Here is a 26149-nt window from a genome sequence, read left to right as displayed (position 1 = left end):
GGGGTGCTTGTCAAGGCGGGAAAGATGCCTTGACAAGCACCCCCGCGCCGTGTTTTTGGCTTCGTATCGGGGTTGTGGGGGGTGTGGGTGCCTTGCTGGTTTGGTGCGCTGGTGCGGTTTTAAAGCCGTGAGGGGAACCCTGAGGGAATCAGGTTCCCTCAGGGTTCCCCTCACGTACAACGACTCCGCTCCCGGCCATCGGGCTGGCCCGGCACCAGTCAGTTCGGGCCTGCGACGTCGCTCGACCAGGCAGCCGCACCTCAGCTGCGCCGATCGTGCTCCTTAAGTCCCTGATATTGGACTTGGGTTCGTCTTCGCGGACCCTCGTCAGCGGCCCTGGAAGTTCGGCTTGCGTTTTTCGGTGAAGGCTTTCGGGCCTTCCTTCGCGTCGGCGGAGGCGAAGACTTCGATGCCGTATTTGGCGTCCAGTTTGAAGGCTTCTTCCTCGTGCATGCCTTCGGTGTCGCGGATGGTCTTGAGGATCGCGCGGATCGCCAGCGGACCGTTGTCGTTGATCAGTTCAGCGAGTTCCAGTGCGCGAGCCAGCGCTTGGCCGTCGGGGACGACGTGGCCCACCAGGCCGATGTCGCGTGCTTCCGCGGCGGTGATGTGCCGTCCGGTGAGGAGGAGGTCGGCGGCGACGGTGTACGGGATCTGCCTGGGCAGTCGCACGGCCGAGCCGCCCATCGGGAACAGGCCCCAGCGGGGTTCGGAGACGCCGAATTTCGCGCTTTCGGCGGCTACCCGGATGTCCGTGCCCTGCAGGATTTCCGTGCCGCCCGCGATGGCTGGGCCTTCGACGGCGGCGATAAGCGGTTTGGTGAGCCGGCGGCCTTTCAGCAGGCCCTCGATGCGGCTCGGGTCGAAGGAGCCGTTCGAGAACGATTTGTCCGGGGCGTTGCGGGACATGGATTTCAGGTCCGCTCCGGCGCAGAACGCGCCGCCCACTCCGGTCAGGACGCAGCTGCGCACCTGGTCGTCCGAATCCACCCGGTCCCAGGCCTCGACCATGATCGAAAGCATTTCGCCGGTGAGGGCGTTGCGGGCGTCTGGGCGGTTCATCGTCACCACGAGCGTGCGGCCTTCGAGGGTGACGAGCGCGTGGGGTTCGGCCACCGGGGCCTCCTTCTCAGCTGGCCGGGGTCATTGCCCAGAACGATAACATGTTCTACTTTGGGTGCGTGGCACTCAACATCGCGGATCTACTCGAGCACGCCGTCGACGCCGTGCCGGAACGCGTCGCGGTCGTGTGCGGACAGCGCCAGGTCACCTTCGCGCAACTGGAGAAGCGCGCGAACCGGCTGGCGCACCACCTGGCCGCGCACGGCGTGGGACCCGGTTCCCACATCGGTGTCTATTCCCGGAACTCCATCGAGGCGCTGGAAGCCATGTTCGCCGCGTACAAGCTGCGCGCGATCGCGGTGAACGTGAACTACCGCTACGTCCACGGGGAGCTTCGCTATCTGTTCACCAATGCCGACCTGGTGGCGCTGGTGCACGAGCGGCGCTACTCCGACCGGGTGGCGGCGGTGCTCCCGGAAACGCCAAAACTGAAACACGTTGTAGTCGTCGAGGACGGTTCGGACACGCCGTACGAGACGGGCGTCGAGTACGAGGCGGCGCTCGCGGGCGAGTCGGACGAACGAGACTTCGGCGAGCGCAGCGCCGACGATCTGTACATCCTCTACACCGGCGGCACCACCGGCTATCCCAAGGGCGTGCTGTGGCGGCACGAGGACATCTGGCGCGCGCTCGGCGGCGGCATCAACTTCGTCACCGGCGAATACGTGCCGGACGAATGGACGCTCAGCGAACAAGGCAAATCCGGTTCGCTCGTGCGCCTTCCGGCCGCGCCGCTGATCCACGGCGCGGCGCAGTGGGCCGCGTTCGGCGCGTTGTTCACCGGCAGTCCGGTGGTGTTCGTCCCGCAGTTCGACGCGCACGACGTGTGGCGCGCGGTGCAGGAACACAAAGTGCAGGTGCTGACCATTGTCGGGGACGCGATGGCGCGGCCGCTCGTGGACGCGTACCGCTCCGGCGATTACGACGCGTCGTCGCTGGTCGCGGTGTCGAGCCACGCGGCGCTGTTCTCGCATTCGGTGAAACAGGAATTCCTGGAGATGCTGCCGAACGTCGTGATCACCGACGCGATCGGCTCGTCGGAGAGCGGTTTCACCGGAATCGGCATGGTGGGCAAGGATTCCGACCATTCCGCAGGCCCGCGGGTGAACTTCGGCAAGGACGCCATCCTGCTCGACGACGACGGCAAGCTGGTCGAACCGAAACCCGGTGCGATCGGGCTGATCGGCCGCCGCGGGCACGTCCCGCTCGGCTATTACGGCGATCCGGAGAAAAGCCGCACTATTTTCACCGAAATCGACGGTGTCCGTTATGTCGTGCCCGGCGACTACGCTCGCTACGAGGAAGACGGCACGGTCACCTTGCTCGGCCGGGGATCGCAGTGCGTGAACACCGGCGGCGAAAAGGTGTATCCGGAAGAAGTCGAGGGCGCGCTGAAATCGCATCCGGACGTCTTCGACGCCTTGGTCATCGGCATCCCGGACGAACGGCTCGGCCAGCGCGTCGCCGCCGTCGTCCAGCCGCGTCCCGGCGTGCGGCCGGATCTGGCCGCGCTGGAAGCGCACGTGCGCACCGAGATCGCCGGATACAAGGTGCCGCGCACGGTGTGGCTGGCCGAGGAAATCGGCCGCTCGCCGAGCGGGAAGCCGGATTATCCGTGGGCTCAGCGGTACGCCGCCGAACACGAACCCGCCTAGGAGGGCGCATGCGCACATCGTTGTGCGACCGGTTCGGCATCGAGGTGCCGATTTTCGGATTCACCCCGTCGGAACACGTCGCGGCCGCGATCAGCCGCGCGGGCGGCATGGGCGTGCTGGGCTGCGTCCGGTTCAACGACGCCGCCGAACTCGACGCGGTGCTGTCCTGGATGGACGAAAACACCGACGGAAAGCCTTACGGCGTCGACATCGTGATGCCGGCGAAGATCCCTTCCGAAGGCACCCAGACCGACCTGAACGAACTGATCCCGCCGGGCCACCGGGCATTTGTCGACAAAGTGCTGAAAGACCTCGCGGTCCCGCCGCTGCCCGACGACACCGACGAACGGGCGGGCGTCCTCGGCTGGCTGCACTCGGTCGCCCGGTCCCATGTGGACGTTGCGCTCAACCACCGGATCAGCCTGATCGCCAACGCCCTGGGCTCGCCTCCCGTCGACGTGATCACCCGCGCGCACGACGCGGGCGTCCCGGTGGCCGCCCTCGCCGGAAAGGGGTCGCACGCCGCTCGTCATGTCGACAACGGCGTGGATCTCGTTGTCGCACAAGGACATGAGGCAGGCGGCCACACCGGCGAAATCGCGACCATGGTGCTGGTCCCGGAAATCGTGGACGCCGTCGGCGACCGCGCCCCGGTCCTGGCAGCCGGAGGAATCGGCTCCGGCCGCCAGGTCGCCGCAGCACTGGCCTTGGGCGCGTCGGGCGCGTGGATGGGTTCGTACTGGCTCGCGACGGAGGAATACCTCCAAACAATGCCTGAATCGGAGGCGATGCAGAACGCCCTGGTCGCGGCGACCTCCGCGGACACCGTGCGGACTCGGATCTACACCGGCAAACCCGCTCGCCTGCTGAAAACCCGGTGGACGGAGGCGTGGGCCGCGCCGGGTGCGCCGGAACCGCTGCCGATGCCGTTGCAAAACCTGCTGGTTTCCCATGCGCACAACCGGATCCACGCCGCCGCGGACCCGTCGGTGGTGTCGATGCCGGTGGGCCAGATCGTCGGCCGGATGGACCGGGTCCGCCCGGTGGCCGAGGTGATGGCGGATCTGGTCCAGGGGTTCGAGGAGACGGTTTCCCGGCTGGACAAGATTCGCTGAGGTTCAGGCGAGGCGCTGTTTGATGAACAGGGCGGCCCGATCCAGGGCTTGTCCGGCTTCGTCGAGCGTGTCGGTGAAGGTTTGGAAGACGTGCGGGACGTCGGCGGTGATATCGAGGATCACGTCGACGTTCGCCCCGCGGGCACGGTCCGCCAGCCGGACCGAATCGTCCAGCAGGACCTCGTTCGTGCCGACCTGCAGCAGGATCGGCGGGAAGCCGGTCAGGTCGGCGTGGACCGCCGGGGCGAGGAGCGGCTGGGCGGGATCCGCGTCCGCCCGGTACAGCTCGCCGGTCTTGCTCATGCCTTCCTTGGTGAAGAAGGGGTCGGCGGCTTCCTTCGTCACCATGGACGCGCCGGAATAGGTGTGGTCGAGCCCCGGCGAGAACGCGACGATCCCGGCGGGCATCGGCAGCCCCGCGTCGCGCGCGGCGAGGGTTGTGGTTACGGACAAGCCGCCGCCCGCGGAGTCGCCCGCGAAGACGATCGAGGACGGGTCGTTGTCTTCCAGGAGATTGCGGTAGGCGGCGAGGCCGTCCTCGATCCCGGCCGGGAACGGATGCTCGGGCGCGAGCCGGTAATCCAGCGAAAGCGCGCGGATTCCGGTGCGCAGGACCAGATTCGCGGTCAGCGCCATCGCGGTGTGCGGCGAACCCAGCGAGAACGACCCGCCGTGGAAGTAGAGGATCGTTCCCGGCAGCGGTGTTGTCGGCGGTTCGACGAGGACGGCCGGTCTCCCGGCGAGGGTCGTCGGAGTCTCGCGATGCTCGGCCGGGACGGGGTACTGACTCATCAACGCGGCGAACCCGGCGCGCATCTGATCAATCGACGTCGCTTCGGGCTGCTCCGGCGCCTGCCGCAGCTTCTCGGCGATCGCGCGGCGTTGTTCCCTGCTCATCTGCTCTCCTGAAGATTCTGTGGAAGTATATGCCGAGGCATGTAATGCTAGACTATATGCCATGGCAGGTACTTCGGCAAACGAGCAGCTCTTCGACCATCTGGTGCGCTGCGAGACGCGGATCTACAACGCGCTGAGCGACAGTCTCAAGGCCGAACACGGGATCGGCGCGGCGCAGTTCGAGTTCCTGCAATACCTGGCGCGGCATCCGCAGTCGCGGGTGGCGGACCTCGCGGTGAACTTCGCCGTCGGGATCGGAGCGACCAGCAAGGGCGTCGACCGGCTCGAAGCACGCGGCTGGGTGCGCCGGGTGCCGAACCCGGAGGACCGGCGGTCGTCGCTCGTCGAACTGACCCCCGCCGGGCGGGAGCTGACCGAGGCGATGGAGAAGACGTTCCGGAACCAGCTCGACGTGCTCATCGGCTCGGTAGTGGGGGAGGACCGGGCCGCGGGGGTCATCGCGGTGCTTGCCGAGTTGCGGGGGGTGCTGGAGGAGCGCGGGGTCGGGCTTCCGGCGGGCTAGATATCTTGCCTGCGACCGAGGGCGGAACCGTGTCGGACCTGGGCCGCGGTCCCCCCGTCCGGGGCCGCGAACGCAGTGAGGCGGGCTGCTGGTGCTGGTCGCGCCGCTCGGCTCAGGGCGTCTCGTGGCATCCGGTTCCTCGCTGTCCGGCTCGCCGGGTTTGGCCGGGATCGCGCGGGGAAACCGGCAGGAGCCGACGAGCGAGGTGAACCAGATGGACGCGCCAGGCGAGGTGGCCGTCGGGGTGCTGGCCGACGGAGGGCTGCCGGAGCAGGTGATCACCGCGATCGCCGGCGAGCTCCCGGAAATCCTCGCCACCCGGGTGAACCGGCGGACAGGGTGGCGGGTGGAGTACGAAGTCGACCAGCTCCCGCTGGACGAAGACGGTGACATTCCGATGCGCACGCTGTCGGAGCGGCACCGGCGGGACCGGGGCTGGGACCTGCTGGTGCTCGTCACCGACCTGCCTCGGCGCGCGGGAACCGATCCTGTCGTCGCCGGAATCGACGTCGAGCACGGGGTCGCGATGATCTCGCTGCCCGCCCTCGGAGCGGTACTGGTGCGCCGCCGGGCGCGGGCGCTGCTGGTGCGCGTGGTGCGGCAGCTGGCGGCGCGCTGGCTCGGGATCGACCGCGAGCACGGCGGACAGGGGGTGCTGGCCCGGCTGCGCGAAGCGCTGGCCCCGACGCGGCGGGTGCCCGACGAGCGCCAGCCGTCCGCGACACAGCTCGCGCTGGTCGGTCTGCGCGGCCGGTTGCGGCTGCTGGCCGGGATGGTCCGGGACAACCGGCCGTGGCAGCTGGTCCCGCACCTCGCGGGCGCCACCGCGGCAGCGGCGGGCACCGCCGCCTACGGCATCATCACCAGTTCGTTCTGGAAGCTCGCGGACGCGCTGTCCCCGCTGCGGCTGGCGGCGATCATGATGGTCACCGTCCTGGTCATGACGGTGTGGCTGACGGTGTACAACCACCTCTGGGATCGGCCGGTCGAAGCCGCCGAGCAACGCAAAGCGCTGCTGTACAACGTTTCCACGGCCACCACTCTGGCGATCGGGGTGGCGTGCATGTACGGGATCCTCTACGTGCTCGCGCTGCTGGCCGCGGCCGTCCTGATCGACAGCGGGTATTTCGCGCAGGCGCTGGGGCATCCGGTCGGTGTGGGTTCGTACTTGAACCTGGTGTGGCTGTGCAGTTCGGTCGGCATCGTCGCCGGCGCACTCGGATCGAGCCTGGAAGACGAAGAGACCGTCCGGAACGCGACTTACGGCCGCCGCGAGCGGGAACGCCAGGAACGAAGCCGACGCCGGCGGGAAGCCCGGAAGCCTCGGGGAAAGGGGTACCCCACGCAGAGTGCGCGAAGGGACGAGTGACCGGCCGGCTTGCAGGCAGATCACCGCGCGGGTGGCACCGGTGCGGCCGCGGCACTGCCGCACCAGAGAGGCGCGGAGAGCGCTGCTCTGACTCCGAGCGCCGCCGTCCCCGTCCGCCATCAGGGCTGCCCGACCTCAGCGAGAACGGAGCTTTGCCAGCGGTCGGTCATGGCTGTACCTGGAAGATAAAGCCCTGCCGGACCTGACGGCTGCAGCGCCCCGTCCGGCATTGCGAACCCGGCGACGGGAGACTGCGGGCTGGCTGCCTGAACCGCAGGTTCCGGCGGTACGGATCCCGCGTTGATAGGGGTACCTGCCGCCTCTCTGGTGCGCGGAGAGGCGGAATCCGGCGGCTCGTCTGCGACGGGCATCGCGTCCCGGGCCGAGACCATCGAGGCCCGCGAGACGCGCGGGCGTGTTCGATCGCGGCGTGGATCCGATTGGTCCTCGCGCGGCCTGCCTGCGCCTCGCCCGGGAAAACGCCGCACAAGCCAGGTGCGGAACCCCAGCGGAGTTCCGCACCTGGCTCGTCACAGCGGGGTCAGATCTTCCCGGCCGCAGCGGCGATGTCGGAGGCGAACGTGCTCACCTCCGAGTCCCGCGCCGGGCTCGGCGAAACGCCGGTCAGATCTTCCCCGCCGCCTCCGCGATGTCGGACGCGAACGAGCTCACCTCGGTATACACACCCGGCGCGTGGGCGCGGGCGCAGCCGTCGCCCCAGCTGGTGATGCCTACCTGGACCCATTCGCCCGCTTCGTCGCGGCGGAACATCGGGCCTCCGGAGTCGCCCTGGCAGGTGTCGACGCCGCCGGTGTCGACCTTGCCCGCGCAGATTTCCGCGTCGGGTTTCAGGTCGGCGTAGTCGCCGCCCTGGGACTGGCACGTCGAGTCGTCCACGAAGGGGACCTCGGCCTTCAGCAGGTAGCGCTGCTGCGCGCCGCCTTCCTGGGCCGCGCCCCAGCCGGCGATGGTGAAGGTGCCGGAGTTGTTGTCGGCGTTCTTCGCGATCGGCAGGGTCGGGATGCCGCTCACCGGGCTCGCCAGCTTGATCAACGCCCAGTCGCCGCCGGTGGAGTCGTACGTCGGGGAGCGGTAGACGTAGGTCGAGCGCACCTTCTTCGCGCTCGAACTTTGCAGATCGACCACGCCGAGTGTCGCGGTGATCGACGAGTCCGCTCCGGTGCGGTCGACGCAGTGCGCGGCGGTGAGCACGATCTGGTCCGTGTACAGCGCACCGCCGCAGCCCATCGAAAGCCGGACCATCCACGGGAATTCTCCCTGGCTGGCACGAGTCCCGCCGACGATCTGCGGCTCCGCGCCCGGCGACGGCGTCGACGCTACGGCGGGCGTCGCGAATCCGGCGGCGGCCGCGAGTGCTGCCGCGCCTGCCAGAACTCGCGTGAGCATGCTGAAGTTTCTCTTGTCGGCCAAGGGGATTGTCCTTCCGGTGTCCACAATGGAGCTTCCGCTCCCGGGGGCGGGGAGGTGTCGTGCGGTGACGGATCGACTACACCAGAGCAGCGGTAAGTGGACAACCAACTTTCTTCGGATCTTTCGGATTCTTCACCTGATCCGGCAGTTTTTGGCAGGAGGGAAGCCGATAAAAAGCGGCCTTGACCTGGGGATGTGTGATTATCGGAGTAACCGGCGGGTGCGGAGCGAGGGGGACTTTCGCGCACCGGTCGATACGGGCCGACCCGAAATCCGTGGCAGAGAACAAAAACCGCGTCAGCGGGCAATCGTTCGGCGGCGCGCGAAGTACGCCGCCGCGCCCACCCCCAGCACCAAACACCCGCTGAGCACCGAAGCGAGCGGCAAACTGAACGCCAGCACCGCACACCCCGCCAGTCCGCCAGCGGCGACGATCTTCGGCGCGGCTCCCTCGTCCCGGCGCAGCGTCAGCGCGGCAGCGTTCGCCACGGCGTAGTAAGCCAGCACCGCGAAGGACGAAAACCCGATCGCGCCACGCAAATCCGTCGTTGTGGCCAACACCGCGACCACCACGCCCACCGTCAGTTCAGCCCGGTGCGGCACCGAATACCGTGGGTGCACCGCGGTCAGGAACCGCGGAAGGTGCCCGTCCCTCGCCATCGCGAGAGTCGTCCGTGAAACGCCCAGCACCAAGGCCAGCAAAGAACCCGACGCGGCCACCACCGCGCCAACTCGAACCACCGGCGACAGCCAGGGCACCACCGAAGCGAGCGGGTCAGGACTCGCACCGATTCCGTCTGGCCCCAAGGTCACCAGCAATACCACCGCCAGCACGGCGTACACGACGAGCGTCAGTCCCAAAGCGAGGGGAATCGCGCGCGGAATCGTGCGCGCCGGGTCTCGGACTTCCTCGCCAAGCGTCGCCAGCCGGGCATATCCGGCGAAGGCGAAGAACAGCAATCCGGCCGCTTCGAGCACTCCGCCGCCGTGAAACGGGGTCCACGGGGAAACGTGCGGGCCGGAGAACCCGAAAACCGCGACCAGGGTAAGCACCACGAGAGTGAGACAAACGATCACCCGCGTAGCCAAAGCGGATCGGTGCACGCCGAGGTAGTTCACGCCAGTGATCAAGCCGATCACGCCCACCGCGAGCAAGCTGCGCCAAGGCTGGCCGAGTCCGGGCGCGGCGTAAGCGACGACGGTCAGCGTCATCGCCGCGCAACTCGCCGTTTTCCCCGCGACGAAACCCCAGCCCGCTATGTATCCCCAAAATTCACCCAGGCGAGCGCGTCCGTACACATAGGTGCCACCGGATTCCGGATACAACGCCGCGAGCCGGGCGGAAGAAGTCGCGTTGCAATAAGCGACCAGCGCGGCCACGGCGAGGGCGGGCAGCAATCCCGATCCCGCAGCGCGCGCGGCCGGGGCGAAGGCGGCGAAAACGCCAGCACCGATCATCGAACCGAGTCCGATGAAAACGGCGTCGGCGAGGCCTAGCCTGCGGGCCAAAGGCATTGCGGGTTCCTCCCGTAAGGGTCAGTTCGCGAGACAGCGAACCACGCGCCGCGCGTCTGGCATAGGCTCGGGTCTCGTGCCCACGTCTTCGCCGCTGTCCCGCCTGTCCGCCGACGGACCGGTCCGCGACGGCATCCCGGATCACGGCCGCGTGCCGCGCTACTACGCGGTGAAGGTCGAACTGCTGGCCGTCATCGCCGAACTGGGCGAAGGCAGCGCGCTGCCGACGGAACGCGAACTGTGCGAACGGTTCGAGGTTTCCCGCGCGACGGTCCGGCAGGCGGTCGGCGAACTGGTCCTCGAAGGCAGGCTGTCCCGGCGGCAGGGGAGCGGCACCTACGTCGCCCCGCCGAAGCTCGTCCAGCCGCTCGCGCTCGTCAGCTACACCGAGGGCCTGCGCCGCCAGGGCATCCGGCCCGGCCGCACGCTCATCACCCTCGAACGCCGGGCCGCGGGCACCGGATTGGCCGCCGACCTGCGGATCGAGCCGGCCGCCGAGGTGATTCACCTGGAACGGGTCCTGCTCGCCGACGACGAGCGGGTCGGCCTCGAATCGACCTTCCTGCGCGCGGACCGCTTCCCGACGCTGCTCGAGGATTTCGACCCAGAGCAGTCGCTGTACGCCTACCTGCGCGACGAGCTGGGCGTGGTCTTCGACGGAGCCGAAGAACGCGTGGAGACCGTGCTCGCCACCCCCCGCGAGGCGCTGCTGATCGGCACGAACCCGGCCTTGCCGATGCTGCTGATGCACCGCGTGTCGTGGGGTCCGGACGGTGAGCCGTTCGAACGGGTCCGGTCCCTTTACCGCGGAGACCGGCTGAGTTTCGTCACGCGACTGAACCGCGTCGAGTAGCTGTCACATCCAGTGCCGCCGGTTCGTTCCCTCAGCATCCGAACGGAGGGACGACCATGGAAATCGCACTGTGGACTGCTCAGACGGCTCTGGCCGCGCTTTTCGCTTTCTCCGGCGTGCTCAAGTCGACGAGGTCGCGGGAGCGGCTGCTCGAAACGGGACACACCGGCGTGGCCGCGTATCCGATGCCGGTCGTGCGCTTCGCCGCGATCTGCGAACTCGCCGCGGTGGCCGGGCTGCTCCTGCCGGGATTGACCGGGATCGCTCCGGCGCTCACCGCGTGGGCGGCGATCGGGCTGGCAGTGGTGATGGTCGGAGCGATGGCGGGGCACTCGCGGCTGGCTGTCACCAAACACCGGCCGGCGGAGTACCGCAACGTCGCGGCGAATGTCCTGATCCTGGCGGTCTGCGTGTTCGTGGCCGCGGGCCGATGGTGAAGATAACGGAACGGTAACTCATCCGGTCCAATATTCGAGGCTGCTTCACCTGGCGTTCCCCGCGCCGACAGTCTCCGTTGAGCGCGAGCGGCGACTGTTGCGGCCGTGCGAATCCTCATCGTTGGCGGCGGCGTGCTCGGCACCCAGCACGCCTGGCAGGCCGTGGAACGCGGCCACGAAGTCCTCCAGCTCGAACGCGAGCCCGAGGCACGCGGAGCGTCCGTCCGCAACTTCGGACTGGTCTGGGTCGGCGGTCGCGCCTCCGGTCCGGAGCTGGAGACGGCGGTGCGCGCCCGGGAGCTGTGGGAGCGGATCGGCGAGCGCGTGCCCGCGCTGGGCTTCCGGCCGAACGGCTCGCTCACGGTCGTCCGCACCGACGCCGAACTGGCTGTCGCGCAGGAGGTCGTGGCCGGACCGGAGGCAGCGGAGCGCGGCTTCAAGCTTCTCGACGCAAAGGAGACCCGGGCGCTGAACCCGGCTCTGCGCGGCAACTTCGCCGGAGCGTTGTGGTGCGAGCGCGACGCAGCCTTCGAGCCGCGGACCGCGCAGCCCGCCCTTCGCGCAGCGCTCGAAGCCAGCGGCCGTTACCGCTGGCTGCCGGGTCGCGAGGTGCGGAACCTGACGGAGAACGGCGTCGTGGACGATCACGGCGAGCGGCACGAAGGCGACGTTGTGGTGCTCTGCACCGGTGCGTGGCTCGGCGGGCTGGTCCGCGAGATCGCGGGCGTGATCCCGGTGCGGCGCGTCCGGCTGCAGATGGCGCAGACCGAACCGCTCGACGAACCGTTGCCCACCAGCGTCGCGGACGGCGACAGCTTCCGGTACTACCCGGCCTACCGCGGCGCGGCGCTCGACGTGATGAATGAAGGCCAGCCGCAGGGCGAAATCGCCGCGCGGAACGCGATGCAACTGCTGATGGTGCAGCGTCGCGACGGTTCGCTCACCATCGGCGACACCCACGAGTACGCGCAGCCGTTCTCCTTCGACGTCACCGAAGACCCGTACGAACACCTCGCCGAAGTGGCGGGCGCGTTGCTCGGGCGGCCGCTGCCGAAGATCCGCCGCCGTTGGGCCGGCGTGTACGCACAGGCCACTGACCAGACTGCCGTGGTGCACCGGGAACGCCTGTCCGGCAACGCTTTCCTCGTCACCGGCCCTGGCGGCCGGGGGATGACCTGCTCGCCCGCAATCGCCGAAGACACCGCAAAGGAGCTGGGCTGGTGACCGCCGAACTCGTCGTGCTCGACATGGCCGGAACCACCGTCGCGGACGACGGACTGGTCGAACGCGCCTTCACCGCGGCGATCGCCGCCGCCGGAGTGTCCGAAGAGGACGAACGTTACGCCGGAATGCTCGACTACGTCCGGGAAACCATGGGCCAGTCGAAGATCACCGTGTTCCGCGCGCTGCTCGGGCACGAGGACCTCGCCCAGCGCGCGAACGCCGAATTCGAGGCCTCGTACGGACGTCTGGTCGCGGCCGGGGAGTGCAAGCCGATCCCCGGTGCCGAGGAAACGATCCGCGACCTCCGCGAGCGGGGCGTGCGGGTCGCGTTCACCACCGGCTTCGCGCCGACGACTCAGCGCGCGCTGCTCGACGCGCTCGGCTGGCATGACCTCGCCGACCTCGCGCTCGCTCCCGGCGAGGGCGTGCGCGGCCGTCCCTACCCCGACCTTGTCCTTGCTGCCGCGTTGAAACTGCAGGTCACCGACGTTCGCAACATCGCGGTCGTCGGCGACACCCCCGCTGATGTCCGGACCGGCCTCGCTGCCGGCGCCGGAATCGTCGCCGGAGTGCTCACCGGTGCCAGCGACCGCGACGAGCTGGAAGCCGCGCGCGCCACCCACGTTCTCGACTCCGTCTCCGCCCTCCCCACCGTGCTCGATCTCGAAGGAGCCATCCAGCCATGAAGATCCGGAAAGCGACAGTCGTCGCTCTCGTCGCAGCCCTCGCTGCCCTGCTGTCCGCGTGCGGAGGCACGGCGGGCGGCGCGTCCGGCGATCAGACCGTCACCGTGTACACCGCGGACGGGCTCGAGGACTGGTACAACGCCAGGTTCGCCGAGTTCAAGCAGCAGACCGGGATCACCGTGCAGGCGGTCACCGCCGGGTCCGCCGAGGTCGTTTCGCGGGTGGGCAAGGAAAAGGCGAACACCCAGGCCGACGTGCTCGTGACGCTTCCGCCGTTCGTCCAGCAGGCGGCGAAGGAAGGTCTGCTCGCGACCTCCGCGCCGAAGGGCGTCGACCAGGTTCCGGCCGCGCAGAAGGATCCGCAGGGCCGCTACTACGCGCTGATGAACAACTACCTCAGCTTCATCTACAACCCGCAGCAGGCGAACCCGGCCCCGAAGACGTGGAACGACCTGCTCGACCCGAAGTTCAAGGGCAAGCTCCAGTACTCCACGCCCGGCGAGGCGGGCGACGGCACCGCGGTGCTGCTGCAGGCCCAGCACGTCTTCGGCGACCAGGGTGCGCTCGACTACCTCGGACGGCTGCAGGCGAACAACGTCGGCCCGTCCTCGTCCACCGGCAAGCTGCAGCCCAAGGTCGCGAAGGGCGAGATTCTTGTCGCCAACGGAGACCTGCAGATGAACCTCGCCGAGATCGACAAGAGCGGCGGCTTCTCGGTGTTCTTCCCGGCTGACGCACAGGGCAAGCGATCCACCTTCGCGCTGCCGTACTTCGCGGGTCTGGTCACCAATGCGCCGCATGCGGACAACGCGCGCAAGCTGCTCGACTTCCTGTTCTCGCCGGAAACCCAGGCGAAGGCCAGCGACGCGTACGGCATCCCGGCCCGATCCGATGTCAAGCCGCAGGGCCCGAAGGCGGAAAAGATCACCGCCGCGATGTCCGGAGTGGACATCTGGACCCCGGACTGGAACTCCGTCCTCGGCCGCCTTGACGCCGACCTCGCCGCATACCGGAAGGCCACCGGGCAGTGACTCCGGCAGTAGAGTTCCGCGGCGTATCCGTCCACTTCGGAGCGACGCAAGCGCTTGCCCCCTTGGACCTCTCGGTGGCGCGCGGGGAAACGCTGGCGCTGCTGGGGCCGTCCGGCTCCGGCAAGTCGACCGCGCTCAAGGCGCTCGCCGGGTTCCTCCGGCCGAGCGCCGGGCGGGTGCTGCTCGACGGCCAGGACGTCACCGACCTGCCGCCGCATCGGCGTGGTCTCGGCGTGGTGGTGCAGAGCTACGCGCTCTTCCCGCACCAGCGCGTCGCCGACAATGTCGCGTTTGGACTCAAAGCGCGGAAGATGCGCCGGTCGGACGTCGCGCAGCGGGTCGGCGAGGTGCTGGACCTGGTCGGGATGAGCGAGTACGCGCGCCGGTATCCGCGCGAACTGTCCGGCGGACAGCAGCAGCGGGTCGCGCTGGCGCGGGCACTCGCGATCCGGCCCAACGTACTGCTGCTCGACGAGCCACTGTCCGCATTGGACGCCGCGCTGCGCGAGGACATGGTCGCGGAACTGCTGCGGCTGCGGGCCGAATTGCCGGACACGACGCTGATCTACGTCACCCACGACCAGAGCGAGGCGCTCGCGCTCGCCGACCGGATCGCCGTGCTGCGCGATTCCCGGCTGGTCGAACTCGGCCCGTGCGAACAGCTCTACCGTCGCCCGGCCACCGAGTTCACCGCGAGCTTCCTCGGCGCGGCGAACCTGATCCCAGTCGAATTGGTGCGCGCGGACGGCTCGGTCGCGACGGTCCGGCTGGCCGGGCGCGAGCTGTCCGCCGAACCGTCCGGCACGCTCCAGCCGGAGCAGCCGGTGGCGCTCGGCGTGCGGCCGCACCGGATTTCGGTCGGCGAACCCGGGCCGGGGACCTTCCCGGCGCTGGTGCGCGGGGTGCAGTGGCGCGGCTCCGGGTACCGGCTCGACCTGCGGCTCACCGACGAGGTCTGCGATATTCGCGCCGAGGTGCCCGACAGCCCGGTGCTGCCCGCGGTCGGCGACCGGGTCGGAGTGTCCATTCCGGACGGATGCCCGCTGGTGGGGGTGAGCGGATGACCGGCCTCGCCCTCGGTGCCACCGCGGTCGCCCCCGCTCGCCGCCGCACCCGGCCCCGCCGGTACCGGATCGGCTGGCTGCTCCCGCCCGCGATCGTGGTCGCCGGGTTCTTCGGCTACCCGCTGGTGCTGGTGATTCTGCAATCGTTAACCGCGCAGGACGGCAGTTTCGGGCTCTCGGTGTGGACGCAAGTGCTGTCGTCGCCGGAATTCGGCCACGCGGTGTGGCAGACGGTGCTGCTGGCCTTGGGTTCCACTGCTGGTTGCGTCCTGCTTGGCGGATTTCTCGCGCTGGTGGTCGCATTCGTCCCGTTTCCCGGCGCGACGCTGCTGGCCCGGCTGGTGGACACGGTGCTGGCGTTTCCGTCATTCCTGATCGCGCTGGCTTTCACCTTCCTCTACGGTGGCGCTGGAGTCTTTGGCACCGCTGGGTTTCTGTACTCGCCGTGGGGTGTGCTGCTCGCCGAGATCACCTTCTACACGCCCTTCGTGATGCGTCCCGCGCTCGCTGCGTTCAGCCAGGTTCCGTCCGCGCAACTGGACGTGGCGGCAAGTCTTGGCGCGCGGCCGGGCCGGGTGCTGTGGCGGGTTGTGCTGCCGGAAGCGCTGCCATCGCTCGCGTCCGGCGCGTGTCTGGTGCTGCTGCTGACTATGAACGAGTTCGGCATTGTGCTGTTCCTCGGTGCGAAGGGCGTCTCGACATTGCCGATGCTGGTGTACGGCAAGGGAATCGTCACCTTCGACTTCCCGGCGGCCTCGGTGGTCGCGGTGGTGAACGTGGTGCTGTCGCTGGTGCTCTACACGGTTTACCGGCGAGTGGTCGGGAGAGGAGAGCGTCGTGCTGCTGTGGACGCGGCGTAGCCGGTTGCTGGTGTGGCTGGTGTTCGGCGTGGTTTTCCTCGGGGTGGTGGCCGCACCGCTGGTGATGATCGTGCTGGCGTCATTCGCCGGAAGCTGGACGGGCGTGCTGCCCAGCGGCCTCACCGGGGCGCATTACGCCGAGGCACTCTCCGGCGAGACGTTCGCGAGCCTGTCGGTGAGCGTCCAGACCGGGGTGATCACGTCGCTGGTCTCGGTGCTGATCGGCACCTGGGCCGCGCTGGCCGTCGACCAGGCCCCGCCGCGGCTGCGCCGGATCGCGGATTCGCTGTTCCACCTGCCGATCGCGGTGCCTTCGGTGGTGCTCGGGCTGGCGTTGCTGGTGGCGTTCAGCCGTCCGCCGCTGGCGTTCAACGGCACGCGGTGGATCGTGCTAATCGGACACTTGATGATTCTGCTGCCCTTCGCCTACAGCACGGTTTCCGCTGCGCTGCAACGCGTCGATCCGCTGCTCGCGCAGGCCGCGGCAAGTCTCGGCGCACGTCCGTTGCGGGTGCTGCTGCGAGTCCGGTTGCCGGTGCTGCTGCCCGCGATGTCGGCTTCGGCCGGTTTGGCGCTGGCGATGTCGATGGGCGAATTGGGCGCGACGGTGATGCTGTACCCGCCGGACTGGCGGACGCTCCCGGCGACCATTTTCTCCCTGACCGACCGGGGCCAGGTGTTCCTCGCGTCGGCCAGCACGGTGCTGTTGCTGGTGGTGACACTGGCCGGGGTGGTGCTGCTGGGACTGGTGCGGGGAAAGGCGTCGGCTCGGTGAAAGAGTTTTCGCGGCCCGGGTGCAACCTTCCGGGCCGCGATTCCGTCCGCGATACATGCGGACTACAGGGAAAATCGTGGGAGCGAGCGCGCTGCTGCTGACTGTCGCGGCGTGCGGGGGCAATGGGACCGTGGCTGCGCCAGGTTCCTCCAGTCCGGCGTCTAGTTCGATGCCCACCAGTTCGGTGGCGGTTTCTTCGCCGCCGCCGTCGGTCGCGCCGCCGCCGGTTTCGGCACCGCCGAAGAGTCGTCCTACGCAGGGTGTGCCGCCGGGGGATACCGCGCCCGCGGCCGGGCAGGTCAATGCCTCGGCGCTTCCGGCTGATTATCCGCACGACGTCACGCTCGCGGAGGGTGGCTCGGTCGTGGTGATTCAGGCGGAAGAGGGCGGATGCGACAAGCTCAGTGCCCGGGCGGGGGAGCAGACTGCCGTTCAGGTGGTGGTGCTGGTGACGAAGACTTTGCCGCCGCATGGGCAGATGTGCCCGATGCACGTGCGGGAGATTTCGCTGCCGGTGCGGCTGGCCGCGCCGCTCGGCGGGCGGGAATTGGTGTTGCGGCCGGGTTCGTGAAGATCGGGTGCAACCCGGTGGGGTGGTCGGTCCGTCTAGGGATCATGAGGTACTCGACGAAGCTGATCGGAACGACACGACTGGCGGGCGCGGCACTGGTGCTCACTATGGCGGCCGCGTGCGGCAGTCCGACGAGCATGGCGAACGCACCGGCGTCCGGGACCGAGACCGCGCCGCCGAGTGGCAGCGCCACCACCTCGACTTCGGTGCCGCCGCCGGGGAAGCCGCAGTTCGATCCGCCGCAGGGGGCGGTGCGGGTCCCGGATGGGCGGGTTGACGGGGCTGCGTTGCCCAAGACGTTTCCGAAGGAGGTTTATGCGGACAACGGGGGGACTGTGCTGGTGGTGCGGGCTGAGGAAGGGGGGTGCGGGCATGCGCTCGGGGAGGCTGTTGAGCAGACGCCGCAGAGGGTTGTGGTGGATTTGAGCGAGACCAAGGCGCAGACCGGGCAGATGTGCACTATGGATTTGCGGCATCCGGTGATTTCGGTGGCGTTGGCGGCGCCGTTGGGGGAGAGGACTGTGGTTTTGAAGCAGGTTCCGCCTCGGTGATGGTTTTGGGGACGGGTCGGACGGCTTCGTCGGGGGGTCGTTCGGCTCGTCGCCCTGGGGGCGACATTGCCGTGGGGTCGTGCGTGGGGCACCCCGAAGGTTCATTGTGCTGACGGTCGGTGGGTGCTTGTCAAGGCGGGAAAGATGCCTTGACAAGCACCCACCGACCGCAGGGAGGCTTCGTATCGGGGTTGGGGGAGGGGCTGGGTGCCTCGCTGGTTGGGTGCAGCGGGGGCGGTTTGGTGGGCGTGGGGTTGGGTTGGTTGTGGTCCACAGTGGACTTTTGGTCTGACGTGGCTGTCGATGGCCGTGCTGGGTGGGCGGCCCTAGGCTTGCGTGATGGGTACTCGCCAGGTTTCGCGCACTGCGGTTGTTGCTGCTGAGCCGGAACGGATTTTCTCGTTGCTTGCCGATCCGGCGCAGCATCCGCTCATTGACGGGTCGGGGACGGTGCGGGCCAGTCGGGGGTCGGCGCCGGCGCGGTTGTCGCTCGGGGCGCAGTTCGGCATGGAGATGCGGATGGGGGCGCCGTACCGGATTCAGAACACCGTGGTCGAGTTCGAGGAGAATCGGCTGATTGCCTGGCGGCATTTCTCCGGGCATCGGTGGCGTTGGCTGCTCAAGCCGGCCGGGGACGGGCGCACTGAGGTCACCGAGACGTTCGACTGGTCTACTGCTCGGTCGCCGCTCGCGATTCGGTTGCTGGGGTTTCCCCGGCGCAACGCCGAGGCCATCGAGAAGACTCTCGCCCGGTTGGGCGGGATGTTTCCCGGATGACCTCGGCGTCGGCTTGGCTCAGCGGAAGCTGATCTGCAGGACTGGTTCGCTGGTTTCGGAGAAGAAGTCGTTGCCCTTGTCGTCGATCACGATGAACGCGGGGAACTCTTCGACCTCGATTTTCCAGACCGCTTCCATGCCGAGTTCGGCGTACTCGAGCACGTCGACCTTCTTGATGCAGTCCTTCGCCAGCCGCGCGGCCGGGCCGCCGATCGAGCCCAGGTAGAAACCGCCGTGTTCCTTGCACGCGGCGGTGACCTGCTTGGAGCGGTTGCCCTTCGCCAGCATCACCAGGGAGCCGCCCGCGGCCTGGAACTGGGCGACGTAGGAGTCCATCCGGCCCGCGGTCGTCGGGCCGAACGAGCCGGACGCGTAACCGTCGGGGGTCTTGGCCGGGCCCGCGTAGTAGACCGGGTGGTCGCGAAGGTACTGCGGCATCTCCTCGCCGGCGTCCAGGCGCTCGGCGATCTTGGCGTGCGCGATGTCGCGCGCCACGACCAGCGGGCCGGTCAGCGACAGGCGCGTCTTCACCGGCAGTTGCGCCAGCTGCGCCCGGATCTGGTCCATCGGCTGGTTCAGATCCACCGCCACGACCTCGTCGGAGAGGTCGTCCTCGGTGACGTCCGGCAGGAAGCGGGCCGGGTCGCGTTCGAGTTGTTCGATGAACACGCCCTCGCTCGTGATTTTCGCCTTCGCCTGGCGGTCGGCCGAACAGGACACCGCGACGCCGACCGGGCAGCTCGCGCCGTGCCGGGGCAGGCGGATCACGCGGACGTCGTGGCAGAAGTACTTGCCGCCGAACTGCGCGCCGATGCCGAACTGGCGCGTCATCTCCAGCACCTGCTGCTCGAGGTCGCGGTCGCGGAACGCGTGGCCCAGTTCGGAACCCTCGGCAGGCAGATTGTCCAGGTAGCGCGCGGAAGCCAGCTTCGCGACCTTGAGGTTGAACTCCGCCGACATGCCGCCGACGACGATCGCCAGGTGGTACGGCGGGCACGCGGCGGTGCCCAGGCTGCGCAGCTTCTCGTCCAGGAACCGGGCGAGCCGCTTCGGGTTCAGGACCGCCTTGGTTTCCTGGTACAGGAACGTTTTGTTGGCGCTGCCGCCGCCCTTGGCCATGAACAGGAACTCGTACGAGGGGTCCGTCGCGTCCGAGTCTTTGTGGTAGAGCTCGATTTGCGCGGGCAGGTTGGTGCCGGTGTTGCGCTCTTCCCAGAAGTTCAGCGGGGCCATCTGCGAATAGCGCAGGTTGAGCTGCTGGTAGGCGTCGAAAATGCCCTCCGACAGCGCACGCTCGTCGTCGCCGCCGGACAGCACGCCCTCGGTGCGCTTGCCGATGACGATCGCGGTGCCGGTGTCCTGGCACATCGGCAGCACGCCCCCGGCCGAGATGGCCGCGTTGCGGAGCAGATCCATCGCGACAAACCGGTCGTTGCCGCTGGCTTCGGGGTCGTCGACGATCGCGCGCAGCTGCTGCAAGTGTGATGTACGCAACAGGTGCTGGATGTCGGTGATCGCCGTGCGCGCGAGCGTCGTCAGCGCCTCCGGATCGACCTTCAGAAACTTCCGCCCGGCGGCCTCGACGGTCTCGACGCCGTCGGCGGTGACCAGCCGGTACTCGGTGGTGGTGTCCTTGCCGAGCGGCAGGACTTCGGTGTGCTGGAACGTGGTGGGCGGCACAGCGAGGCTCCTTTGCCCTGATCGGGATTGGCCCACGGTACTCAGCGGGTTCCACCCAGTCGCACGGGCGCGGCGACGCTGTGGGATAGCGCACGCCTTGGACCGGCAGCCGCGGATCCGGACGGCAGCTTGGTCGGGAGGCCGGGCCCACCCCGACGGACCCGACCTCCCGGGGAAAGCGGACCGGATGCGCACACACCCGTCCCGCGTGACCAACGGGACCCCCGCCGGCGCGTTGACCGGACGCCGCACGGCGGGGATCGCGAACGCTTGCTACCCATTGCCCAGAACCACCAAACGCGACCGAGAGCCGAATTCCACGATCGGGTGCGCGGGGCGGTGACGGGGTTGCCGGGGGCGCCAGGAGGAAAAGGGTTAAAGGGATAAATGGGGGCACTGAGGGAGGAATATTCACTCTTTTGGGAGTGAAGGGCTCAGCGGGGCTGGTGGGGGTCCTGGGTTTGAAGGTGGCGATGAGGCGGTTTGTCGGCACTGCGAGAGGGCGTTCGCTGAGGCGGGCAGGCAGGTGTGATTCGGGGCCGGACACGCCAGAAACCCTCGGCCCGGGATCCGGACCGAGGGGGTTCTGGCGCAACCAGCGGCCCCGCACCGCTATCCGCCGAATCAGTCGTGGCCAGCGGCGAGGGACCGCTGCCCGCCGAGACAGTCGCGGTCAGCGGCCCCGCGCCGCTGCTCACCGAAGCAAACGCAACCAGCGGCCCCACACCGCTGCCCACCAAAACAATCTTCTGGCCAAAGGCGTCCGTCCCGCCTGACCGGGCCCCACCCGGTCCCCACGAAAACCCCTGGCCGATGCCTGCCCGCGCGCTCGCCGCGACCCGGCTCACCGGACCCCACGCCCGGTCAGCCGCGCCTCGGCGGTCCGAAATCAGCCCGAAATCAGCCCGAAGGCAGGCTTATCCGCCTTCTCCGGGACTCTCGCACGCGGAGCGTGCCGAGGCCCCGGAGAAGGAAGAAACTCAGCTGGCGTACGCCCGCAGCCGGTCGGCTCGCTCGCCCTGGCGCAGCTTCGCCATGACCTCGCGTTCGATCTGCCGCACGCGTTCGCGCGACAGGCCGAAGTGCTTGCCGATCTGGTCGAGGGTGCGCGGCTGGCCGTCGTCGAGGCCGTAGCGCAGCCGGATGACGTGCTGTTCGCGGTCGTCCAGCGTCGCCAGGACGCGGCGAAGGTCGTCCTGCAGCAGGCCGGAGATCACGGCGCTCTCGGCGTCGGTCGCCTCCGAGTCCTCGATGAAGTCGCCCAGCGGGGCGTCCTCCTCGGTGCCCACCGGCATGTCGAGGCTCACCGGGTCGCGGGACTGGTCGAGCAGGTCCGAGATCTTGTGCACCGGAATGCCCGATTCGGCGCTCAGTTCCTCGTGCGTCGCGTCGCGGCCAAGCTGCTGGTGCAGGTCGCGGCGGATCCGGGCCAGCTTGTTCACCTGCTCGACGAGGTGGACCGGCAGCCGGATCGTGCGGCCCTGGTCCGCCATGCCCCGGGTGATGGCCTGGCGGATCCACCACGTGGCGTACGTGGAGAACTTGAACCCCTTGGAGTAGTCGAACTTCTCCACCGCGCGGATCAGGCCCAGGTTCCCCTCCTGGATCAGGTCGAGCAGCGGCATGCCCCGTCCGGTGTAGCGCTTCGCCAGCGACACCACGAGCCGGAGGTTGGCCTCCAGCAGGTGGTTCTTCGCCACGTGGCCGTCGCGCATCAGCGCGCGCAGCTCCTTGCGGCGCTGCGGCGTGAGGTCTTCCGCGGTGTCGAGCATGTGCTGGGCGAAAACCCCGGCTTCGATCCGCTTCGCCAGCTCGACCTCGTCGGCCGCGGTGAGCAGCGCGGTCTTGCCGATGCCGTTCAGGTACACGCGCACCAGGTCGGCGGCGGGGCTCTGGGCGTCGAGGTCGGCGTCGGTGAGCGCCCCCACGCTCGGACGCTCCTCGGTCTGCTGTGCTGGAATCCCGCGCTCGCGAATCCCGCGCGCTTCGCGTTCGAGAGTCTGGACTGACATTCTGCCTCCCCGGTCACGGGCTGAACGTGTCTCGCCGGCGCCTGCGGGAACGGGGCCTGTGGAATCCCGTGTCCGCGGGCCCAGCCGGCTTGGCTGGACACTGGTCTCAACGCTCCGGGAAGGTGAAACGTTCCCGGCTCGCTGAAAAGAGGACGGCCGTGCCCGCCCCTCGGTTGCTCCACCAAAACTGAGGTTTTGCTGAGAACCGCTGCGCCCCGGGAAATGCGCTCGAATCGCGCTCCGTGCCTTCGATGTTACGCGGCCTTCTCCAATGTGGTCTAGACCTCAACGAGAACGGTGAACGGGCCGTCGTTCACGCTTTCCACGGCCATCTCCGCGCCGAACCGTCCGGTCGAGACGGTCGCGCCGCGTCCGCGCAGTTCCGCGACCACGGCGTCCACCAGCGGTTCGGCGATTTCCGGCCGGGCGGCGGCGGTCCACGACGGGCGACGGCCCTTGCGGGTGTCGCCGTAGAGCGTGAACTGCGACACCACGAGCAGCGGAGCGCCGGTTGTCGCGCAGGATTCTTCGTCGCGCAGCAACCGGAGTTCGTGCAGTTTGCGGGCCATCGTCTCGGCTTTTCCGGGATCGTCGTCCCGGTGCACGCCCAGCAGCACGAGCAACCCGGGTTCCTTGATCTCCCCGGCGATCTCCCCCGCGACGGTCACGCTCGCGCGGGTGACCCGCGCCGCCACCGCCCTCACCGCGGCAAACCCGGCACGAGCATGCCGTGACGCACGAGTTCGCGGACGATCGGCAAAGCCGCGGCGGTCAGTTCGGCCGAATCGAGGCCCTGTGCGGCGGACAACAGGTCCAGCAGATCCGACAGCGGCAGCGCGCCGCGGCAACCCGCGAGAAGGCGCGTGGTGAGTTCGTCGACCTCGTGCTGCCAACCCGGTCCGTCGGTGCGGTGCAACCGCCGTACGGTTGTTTCCCAGCCTTCGTCACCGGGGGAATCGACGCGTTCGAGCAACACTGTGTCGGGTACCCGAAACGCTACGTCCAACACATTGTCGCCGTGCGTACGCAGCCACTCGACGCGGTCGAGCCAGTTCGCTGCTTCGGGGCCCAGCGGATCGTCGTAAGCCTGTCGCAGGTCTTCGCAGACGACAGTCGGCGTTTGTCCGTTTGCGCGGCGCAATGTCACGAAGCCGAATCCGATGCCCTGTACGTCGTTTTCGGTGAACCAGTCGAGCCACGCGGCGGCCTTGACCCGGCCTTCCGGCGAGCGCGGGTCGATGCCTTCGTCGCGCAGCCAGGTGCCGACGTACAGCCCCGGGTCCGCCACGTCGCGCTGTACGAACCAGGCGTCGGTCTCTGGTGGCAGCCAGCGCGCGACACGGTCGCCCCAGTCTTCGCCGCGTCGGTGCAGCCAGGACGCGAGAAGCTGTCCGGTGCCGCCGTCGTTGAGGAAACTCGGCAGCTGACGGACGACCAGCGCGCTCGCGTCATCGCCGGCGAGGCCGGAGTCGCGGTAGGTGTAGTCGACGCGCGGCGGGCCGACCACGAATGGCGGATTGCACACGATCTGGTCGAAGCGGCGACGCGCGACCGGCGCGAACCACTCGCCGCGAAGCAGCTCGACTTCCAGCTCGTTCAGTCGGAAGGTGCCCGCGGCCAGGGCAAGCGCGCGGGCCGACACGTCAGTCGCGGTCACCCGCTGCGCGTGCCGAGTCGCGTGGAGCGCCTGGACGCCGTTGCCAGTGCCCAGGTCGAGCAGGGTGCCGACCGGACGGCGGCTGGTCGCGCGGATCAGGCTCAGCGACGCGTGCCCGACGCCGAGCACGTGGTCCTCGGGCACGACGTGGCCGAGCATGTCGGCGTCCAGGTCGGAGACGACCCACCACGAGCCGTCCTCGTCGCCGTGCGGGCGGATGTCGAGCGCGGCGCGGAACTCGTCCCCGACGGCCCGCAGGATCCCTGCGGCCACCGCGTCGTCCGCGCTGAGCGGCGCGAACGCCGACGAGACAGTCTTCTCCGGCTCGGCGAGACCGAGCAGGAACAGCCGGATGAAGACGCCGAGGTCCCCGGCGTCGAGGCTCGCGCGGCGAGCGGGTTCGGGCTCGCCGCGGCCCAGCGCCGTGTGCGCTGCGCCGCCGAGCGCGTCGACGACGCCGTCAGCGTCGTAGCCGGTGCGTCGGAACGCTTCGCGCAGCCGCGCGCAGACGTCGTCGGAAAGGTCAGGAAGAGGCGTGTTCGTGCTCACGGTGGGTAAGCCTGCCACGATGAGCATCGTGACCACCGAGACCACCAAGCGTGTCCTGGCTCCGCTTGAAGCGGCGTTGCCGGAGCTTGAAGCGCTGTACGTCGATCTGCACCGTCATCCCGAGCTGGCGTTCACCGAAACCCGTACGGCAGCGGAGCTGGCCCGAAGGCTGACTGAAGACGGCTTCGAGGTGCATACCGGCATCGGTCGCACTGGCGTCGTCGGCGTCCTGCGCAACGGCGAAGGACCGACTGTGCTGCTTCGTGCGGACATCGACGCGCTGCCGGTCGAAGAGCAGACAGGGCTCTCGTACGCGAGCACTGCGCGCGGCGTCGACTCCGAAGGCCGCGACGTGCCGCTGATGCACGCCTGCGGGCACGACATGCACGCGACGTGGCTCTCCGGTGCCGCGCACCTTCTCGCTGCTTCGCGGGACGAGTGGTCCGGCACGCTGCTCGCGCTGTTCCAGCCCGGGGAAGAGGCCGGGGACGGCGCGGCCGGGATGGTTCGCGACGGTCTCTTCGAGCGGGTCGGCCGTCCCGACGTGGTCTTCGGCCAGCACATCGTGCCTGGCCCGGCTGGGTGGGTGCTGACTCGCCCGGGCGTGATCATGGCGGCGACCGACACTCTGCGGATCACCCTGCACGGCCGCGGCGGGCACGGTTCGCGGCCGGAGACCACAGTCGACCCGGCGGTGCTGGCGGCGTCTGTGGTGCTCAAGCTGCAGACGATCGTGTCGCGGGAAATCGCGGCGACTGAGCCTGCTGTGGTGACGGTCGGCTCGATGCATGTGGGGACCGCGGCGAACGTGATCGCGGACCATGCGGTGCTGGAGGTCAACACCCGGGCCTTTGACGACGCTGTGCTGATGCGGTTGCGCAAGGCGATCGAGCGGATCGTGCAGGGGGAGGCCGCGGCGGCTGGGGCGCCTCAGCCGCCGACGGTGGAGATCGTGGCGTCGTATCCGGTCACGGCGAATGACGCCGCGGCGTCGGATGAGTTGACTGAGGTGTTTCGCGGGCACTTCGGGGCGGAGGCGACGATGCCCGCGCCGTTGGTCACCGGCAGCGAGGACTTCAGCGAGTTCGGGCGCGCGGCGGGGGTACCGTCGGTGTTCTGGCTGGTCGGCGGGTTCGACCCGCAGGAAGTGATCACGGCGATGACGGAGGGGCGGTTCGAGACCGACGTGCCGTCCAATCATTCGTCCAAGTTCGCGCCGGTGTTGCATCCGACCTTGCGGACCGGGGTGGAGACGCTGGTCGTCGCGGCGCTGTCCCGGTTTGCCCGCCCGGGTGTCGCGGAAGGGCGGTGAGTGAGACGATGGAACGCGGAGGTGGTGCTGTGAACGCACCCCACGGAGCCGATCCCCGCCCCGAACCCGTGCTGATCACCGAGGCCGAGCCGTCGCTGGACGATCAGTTAGCGGCGCGGAAGCGGAAGTACGTCATCATGATGGTGTGCCGGATTCCCTGTCTGGTGCTGGCCGGGTTGACGTATCACACGTGGTGGCTGGCGATTTTGTTTTTGGTGATTTCGGTGCCGTTGCCGTGGATCGCGGTGTTGATCGCTAATGATCGGCCGCCGCGGAAGTCGGAGAAGGTCAACCGGTATGCGCGGGACGCGCGGCAGGTTGAGGGGCGGCAGCATCGGGTGATTGACGGGTGAATCCGGGTGGTGGCGGCTCGTCGCCTGGCGGCGACATTGCGCCCGGGTGATGCGTGGGGCACCCCGAAGCCCAATTGTGATGACGGACGGCGGGTGCTTGTCAAGGCGGGAAAGATGCCTTGACAAGCAC

The 26149-nt window shown here is 68.8% G+C and carries 25 protein-coding genes; 17 read left to right on the top strand and 8 right to left on the bottom strand.

Translation table 11 applies throughout. The annotated features are described in order from the left end of the window. Window positions 1-327 precede the first annotated feature (327 nt). Window positions 328-1116: a crotonase/enoyl-CoA hydratase family protein gene (locus ACZ63D_RS07205; protein ID WP_465353376.1), complete on the bottom strand. Its 789-nt coding sequence runs from the start codon at window positions 1114-1116 to the stop codon at window positions 328-330. A gap of 65 nt (window positions 1117-1181) precedes the next feature. Here ACZ63D_RS07205 and ACZ63D_RS07200 point away from each other — a divergent pair, with 65 nt between their 5' ends. Further along, window positions 1182-2777: an acyl-CoA synthetase gene (locus ACZ63D_RS07200; protein WP_465353375.1), complete on the top strand. Its 1596-nt coding sequence runs from the start codon at window positions 1182-1184 to the stop codon at window positions 2775-2777. An 8-nt stretch (window positions 2778-2785) separates the two neighbouring features. Beyond that, window positions 2786-3892, top strand: coding sequence for an NAD(P)H-dependent flavin oxidoreductase (locus ACZ63D_RS07195; RefSeq protein ID WP_465353374.1), 1107 nt, complete (start codon window positions 2786-2788; stop codon window positions 3890-3892). A gap of 3 nt (window positions 3893-3895) precedes the next feature. Here ACZ63D_RS07195 and ACZ63D_RS07190 read toward each other — a convergent pair whose 3' ends face one another. Then, entirely contained in the window at window positions 3896-4789 is an 894-nt protein-coding gene (locus tag ACZ63D_RS07190) for an alpha/beta hydrolase (RefSeq protein ID WP_465353373.1), read from the bottom strand. A gap of 61 nt (window positions 4790-4850) precedes the next feature. Here ACZ63D_RS07190 and ACZ63D_RS07185 point away from each other — a divergent pair, with 61 nt between their 5' ends. Further along, window positions 4851-5312 carry a MarR family winged helix-turn-helix transcriptional regulator gene (locus ACZ63D_RS07185; protein WP_465353372.1) on the top strand — a complete coding sequence of 154 codons (462 nt, stop codon included), beginning with the start codon at window positions 4851-4853 and terminating at the stop codon, window positions 5310-5312. Window positions 5313-5436: 124 nt separating this feature from the next. Then, window positions 5437-6681, top strand: a complete 1245-nt coding sequence (locus tag ACZ63D_RS07180; RefSeq protein ID WP_465353371.1) for a hypothetical protein — start codon at window positions 5437-5439, stop codon at window positions 6679-6681. Window positions 6682-7305: 624 nt separating this feature from the next. On the opposite strand, the gene ACZ63D_RS07175 is transcribed toward ACZ63D_RS07180, so the two are convergent. Further along, entirely contained in the window at window positions 7306-8088 is a 783-nt protein-coding gene (locus tag ACZ63D_RS07175; protein ID WP_465353370.1) for a S1 family peptidase, read from the bottom strand. Between the two features lie 321 nt (window positions 8089-8409). Then, window positions 8410-9627: an APC family permease gene (locus tag ACZ63D_RS07170; protein ID WP_465353369.1), complete on the bottom strand. Its 1218-nt coding sequence runs from the start codon at window positions 9625-9627 to the stop codon at window positions 8410-8412. 76 nt (window positions 9628-9703) lie between these two features. Here ACZ63D_RS07170 and ACZ63D_RS07165 point away from each other — a divergent pair, with 76 nt between their 5' ends. The 11 genes from ACZ63D_RS07165 (at window position 9704) to ACZ63D_RS07115 (ending at window position 18456) form a co-directional block, all read left to right on the top strand. Beyond that, entirely contained in the window at window positions 9704-10480 is a 777-nt protein-coding gene (locus ACZ63D_RS07165) for a GntR family transcriptional regulator (protein ID WP_465353368.1), read from the top strand. A 56-nt stretch (window positions 10481-10536) separates the two neighbouring features. Next, window positions 10537-10917: a DoxX family protein gene (locus tag ACZ63D_RS07160; RefSeq protein ID WP_465353367.1), complete on the top strand. Its 381-nt coding sequence runs from the start codon at window positions 10537-10539 to the stop codon at window positions 10915-10917. Window positions 10918-11022: 105 nt separating this feature from the next. Beyond that, window positions 11023-12141 carry a TIGR03364 family FAD-dependent oxidoreductase gene (locus ACZ63D_RS07155; RefSeq protein ID WP_465353366.1) on the top strand — a complete coding sequence of 373 codons (1119 nt, stop codon included), beginning with the start codon at window positions 11023-11025 and terminating at the stop codon, window positions 12139-12141. Continuing rightward, window positions 12135-12827, top strand: a complete 693-nt coding sequence (locus ACZ63D_RS07150) for a phosphonatase-like hydrolase (protein ID WP_465353715.1) — start codon at window positions 12135-12137, stop codon at window positions 12825-12827. Before ACZ63D_RS07155 ends, ACZ63D_RS07150 begins: the two co-directional genes overlap by 7 nt. Continuing rightward, window positions 12824-13858 carry a 2-aminoethylphosphonate ABC transporter substrate-binding protein gene (locus tag ACZ63D_RS07145; protein WP_465353365.1) on the top strand — a complete coding sequence of 345 codons (1035 nt, stop codon included), beginning with the start codon at window positions 12824-12826 and terminating at the stop codon, window positions 13856-13858. The genes ACZ63D_RS07150 and ACZ63D_RS07145 overlap by 4 nt, the downstream gene beginning before the upstream one ends. Further along, window positions 13855-14922, top strand: coding sequence for an ABC transporter ATP-binding protein (locus tag ACZ63D_RS07140; protein WP_465353364.1), 1068 nt, complete (start codon window positions 13855-13857; stop codon window positions 14920-14922). The genes ACZ63D_RS07145 and ACZ63D_RS07140 overlap by 4 nt, the downstream gene beginning before the upstream one ends. After that, window positions 14919-15782 (top strand): 2-aminoethylphosphonate ABC transporter permease subunit, encoded by an 864-nt coding sequence (locus ACZ63D_RS07135; protein WP_465353363.1) that lies wholly within the window; start codon window positions 14919-14921, stop codon window positions 15780-15782. Before ACZ63D_RS07140 ends, ACZ63D_RS07135 begins: the two co-directional genes overlap by 4 nt. After that, complete coding sequence (locus ACZ63D_RS07130) at window positions 15760-16557, top strand: ABC transporter permease (protein WP_465353362.1); 798 nt, start codon at window positions 15760-15762, stop codon at window positions 16555-16557. Before ACZ63D_RS07135 ends, ACZ63D_RS07130 begins: the two co-directional genes overlap by 23 nt. Before the next feature lie 169 nt (window positions 16558-16726). Continuing rightward, window positions 16727-17128, top strand: a complete 402-nt coding sequence (locus tag ACZ63D_RS07125) for a hypothetical protein (protein WP_465353361.1) — start codon at window positions 16727-16729, stop codon at window positions 17126-17128. A 44-nt stretch (window positions 17129-17172) separates the two neighbouring features. Next, window positions 17173-17679 (top strand): hypothetical protein, encoded by a 507-nt coding sequence (locus ACZ63D_RS07120; RefSeq protein WP_465353360.1) that lies wholly within the window; start codon window positions 17173-17175, stop codon window positions 17677-17679. Between the two features lie 339 nt (window positions 17680-18018). After that, entirely contained in the window at window positions 18019-18456 is a 438-nt protein-coding gene (locus ACZ63D_RS07115; RefSeq protein ID WP_465353359.1) for an SRPBCC family protein, read from the top strand. An 18-nt stretch (window positions 18457-18474) separates the two neighbouring features. Here the strand turns inward: ACZ63D_RS07115 and ACZ63D_RS07110 are convergent, their stop codons facing one another. The 4 genes from ACZ63D_RS07110 to ACZ63D_RS07095 all read right to left on the bottom strand — a co-directional run bounded on the left by ACZ63D_RS07110 (window position 18475) and on the right by ACZ63D_RS07095 (window position 24381). Continuing rightward, on the bottom strand, window positions 18475-20136 hold the full coding sequence (locus ACZ63D_RS07110) for a fumarate hydratase (RefSeq protein WP_465353358.1): 1662 nt from the start codon (window positions 20134-20136) through the stop codon (window positions 18475-18477). Between the two features lie 980 nt (window positions 20137-21116). After that, a complete protein-coding gene (locus tag ACZ63D_RS07105) occupies window positions 21117-22148 on the bottom strand; it encodes a sigma-70 family RNA polymerase sigma factor (RefSeq protein WP_452081190.1) in 1032 nt (343 codons plus the stop codon). A gap of 278 nt (window positions 22149-22426) precedes the next feature. Further along, window positions 22427-22852 carry a D-aminoacyl-tRNA deacylase gene (dtd, locus tag ACZ63D_RS07100; protein ID WP_037810034.1) on the bottom strand — a complete coding sequence of 142 codons (426 nt, stop codon included), beginning with the start codon at window positions 22850-22852 and terminating at the stop codon, window positions 22427-22429. After that, entirely contained in the window at window positions 22849-24381 is a 1533-nt protein-coding gene (locus ACZ63D_RS07095) for a DUF7782 domain-containing protein (protein WP_465353357.1), read from the bottom strand. The genes dtd and ACZ63D_RS07095 overlap by 4 nt, the downstream gene beginning before the upstream one ends. Between ACZ63D_RS07095 and ACZ63D_RS07090 the strand changes: the two genes are divergently transcribed. Continuing rightward, complete coding sequence (locus ACZ63D_RS07090) at window positions 24374-25666, top strand: amidohydrolase (protein ID WP_465353356.1); 1293 nt, start codon at window positions 24374-24376, stop codon at window positions 25664-25666. The two genes, ACZ63D_RS07095 and ACZ63D_RS07090, sit on opposite strands and share 8 nt — an antisense overlap. Window positions 25667-25674: 8 nt before the next feature. Beyond that, entirely contained in the window at window positions 25675-26019 is a 345-nt protein-coding gene (locus tag ACZ63D_RS07085; protein ID WP_465353714.1) for a DUF3099 domain-containing protein, read from the top strand. The last annotated feature ends 130 nt before the right edge of the window (window positions 26020-26149 follow it).

It is taken from the genome of Amycolatopsis sp. NPDC104775, assembly GCF_055583325.1.
The sequence above is the reverse complement of the archived record's forward strand: the minus strand, read 5'-3'. Positions and strand labels throughout refer to the sequence as shown.

Excerpts from the sequence above, each read along its gene's own strand:
- ACZ63D_RS07195 (WP_465353374.1), top strand. The coding sequence starts at position 2,786 with ATGCGCACATCGTTGTGCGACCGGTTCGGCATCGAGGTGCCGATTTTC.
- ACZ63D_RS07190 (WP_465353373.1), bottom strand. The coding sequence starts at position 4,789 with ATGAGCAGGGAACAACGCCGCGCGATCGCCGAGAAGCTGCGGCAGGCG.
- ACZ63D_RS07185 (WP_465353372.1), top strand. The coding sequence starts at position 4,851 with ATGGCAGGTACTTCGGCAAACGAGCAGCTCTTCGACCATCTGGTGCGC.
- ACZ63D_RS07175 (WP_465353370.1), bottom strand. The coding sequence starts at position 8,088 with ATGCTCACGCGAGTTCTGGCAGGCGCGGCAGCACTCGCGGCCGCCGCC.
- ACZ63D_RS07170 (WP_465353369.1), bottom strand. The coding sequence starts at position 9,627 with ATGCCTTTGGCCCGCAGGCTAGGCCTCGCCGACGCCGTTTTCATCGGA.
- ACZ63D_RS07160 (WP_465353367.1), top strand. The coding sequence starts at position 10,537 with ATGGAAATCGCACTGTGGACTGCTCAGACGGCTCTGGCCGCGCTTTTC.
- ACZ63D_RS07145 (WP_465353365.1), top strand. The coding sequence starts at position 12,824 with ATGAAGATCCGGAAAGCGACAGTCGTCGCTCTCGTCGCAGCCCTCGCT.
- ACZ63D_RS07135 (WP_465353363.1), top strand. The coding sequence starts at position 14,919 with ATGACCGGCCTCGCCCTCGGTGCCACCGCGGTCGCCCCCGCTCGCCGC.
- ACZ63D_RS07125 (WP_465353361.1), top strand. The coding sequence starts at position 16,727 with ATGCCCACCAGTTCGGTGGCGGTTTCTTCGCCGCCGCCGTCGGTCGCG.
- ACZ63D_RS07120 (WP_465353360.1), top strand. The coding sequence starts at position 17,173 with ATGAGGTACTCGACGAAGCTGATCGGAACGACACGACTGGCGGGCGCG.
- ACZ63D_RS07115 (WP_465353359.1), top strand. The coding sequence starts at position 18,019 with ATGGGTACTCGCCAGGTTTCGCGCACTGCGGTTGTTGCTGCTGAGCCG.
- ACZ63D_RS07105 (WP_452081190.1), bottom strand. The coding sequence starts at position 22,148 with ATGTCAGTCCAGACTCTCGAACGCGAAGCGCGCGGGATTCGCGAGCGC.
- ACZ63D_RS07090 (WP_465353356.1), top strand. The coding sequence starts at position 24,374 with ATGAGCATCGTGACCACCGAGACCACCAAGCGTGTCCTGGCTCCGCTT.
- ACZ63D_RS07095 (WP_465353357.1), bottom strand. The coding sequence starts at position 24,381 with ATGCTCATCGTGGCAGGCTTACCCACCGTGAGCACGAACACGCCTCTT.
- ACZ63D_RS07085 (WP_465353714.1), top strand. The coding sequence starts at position 25,675 with ATGGAACGCGGAGGTGGTGCTGTGAACGCACCCCACGGAGCCGATCCC.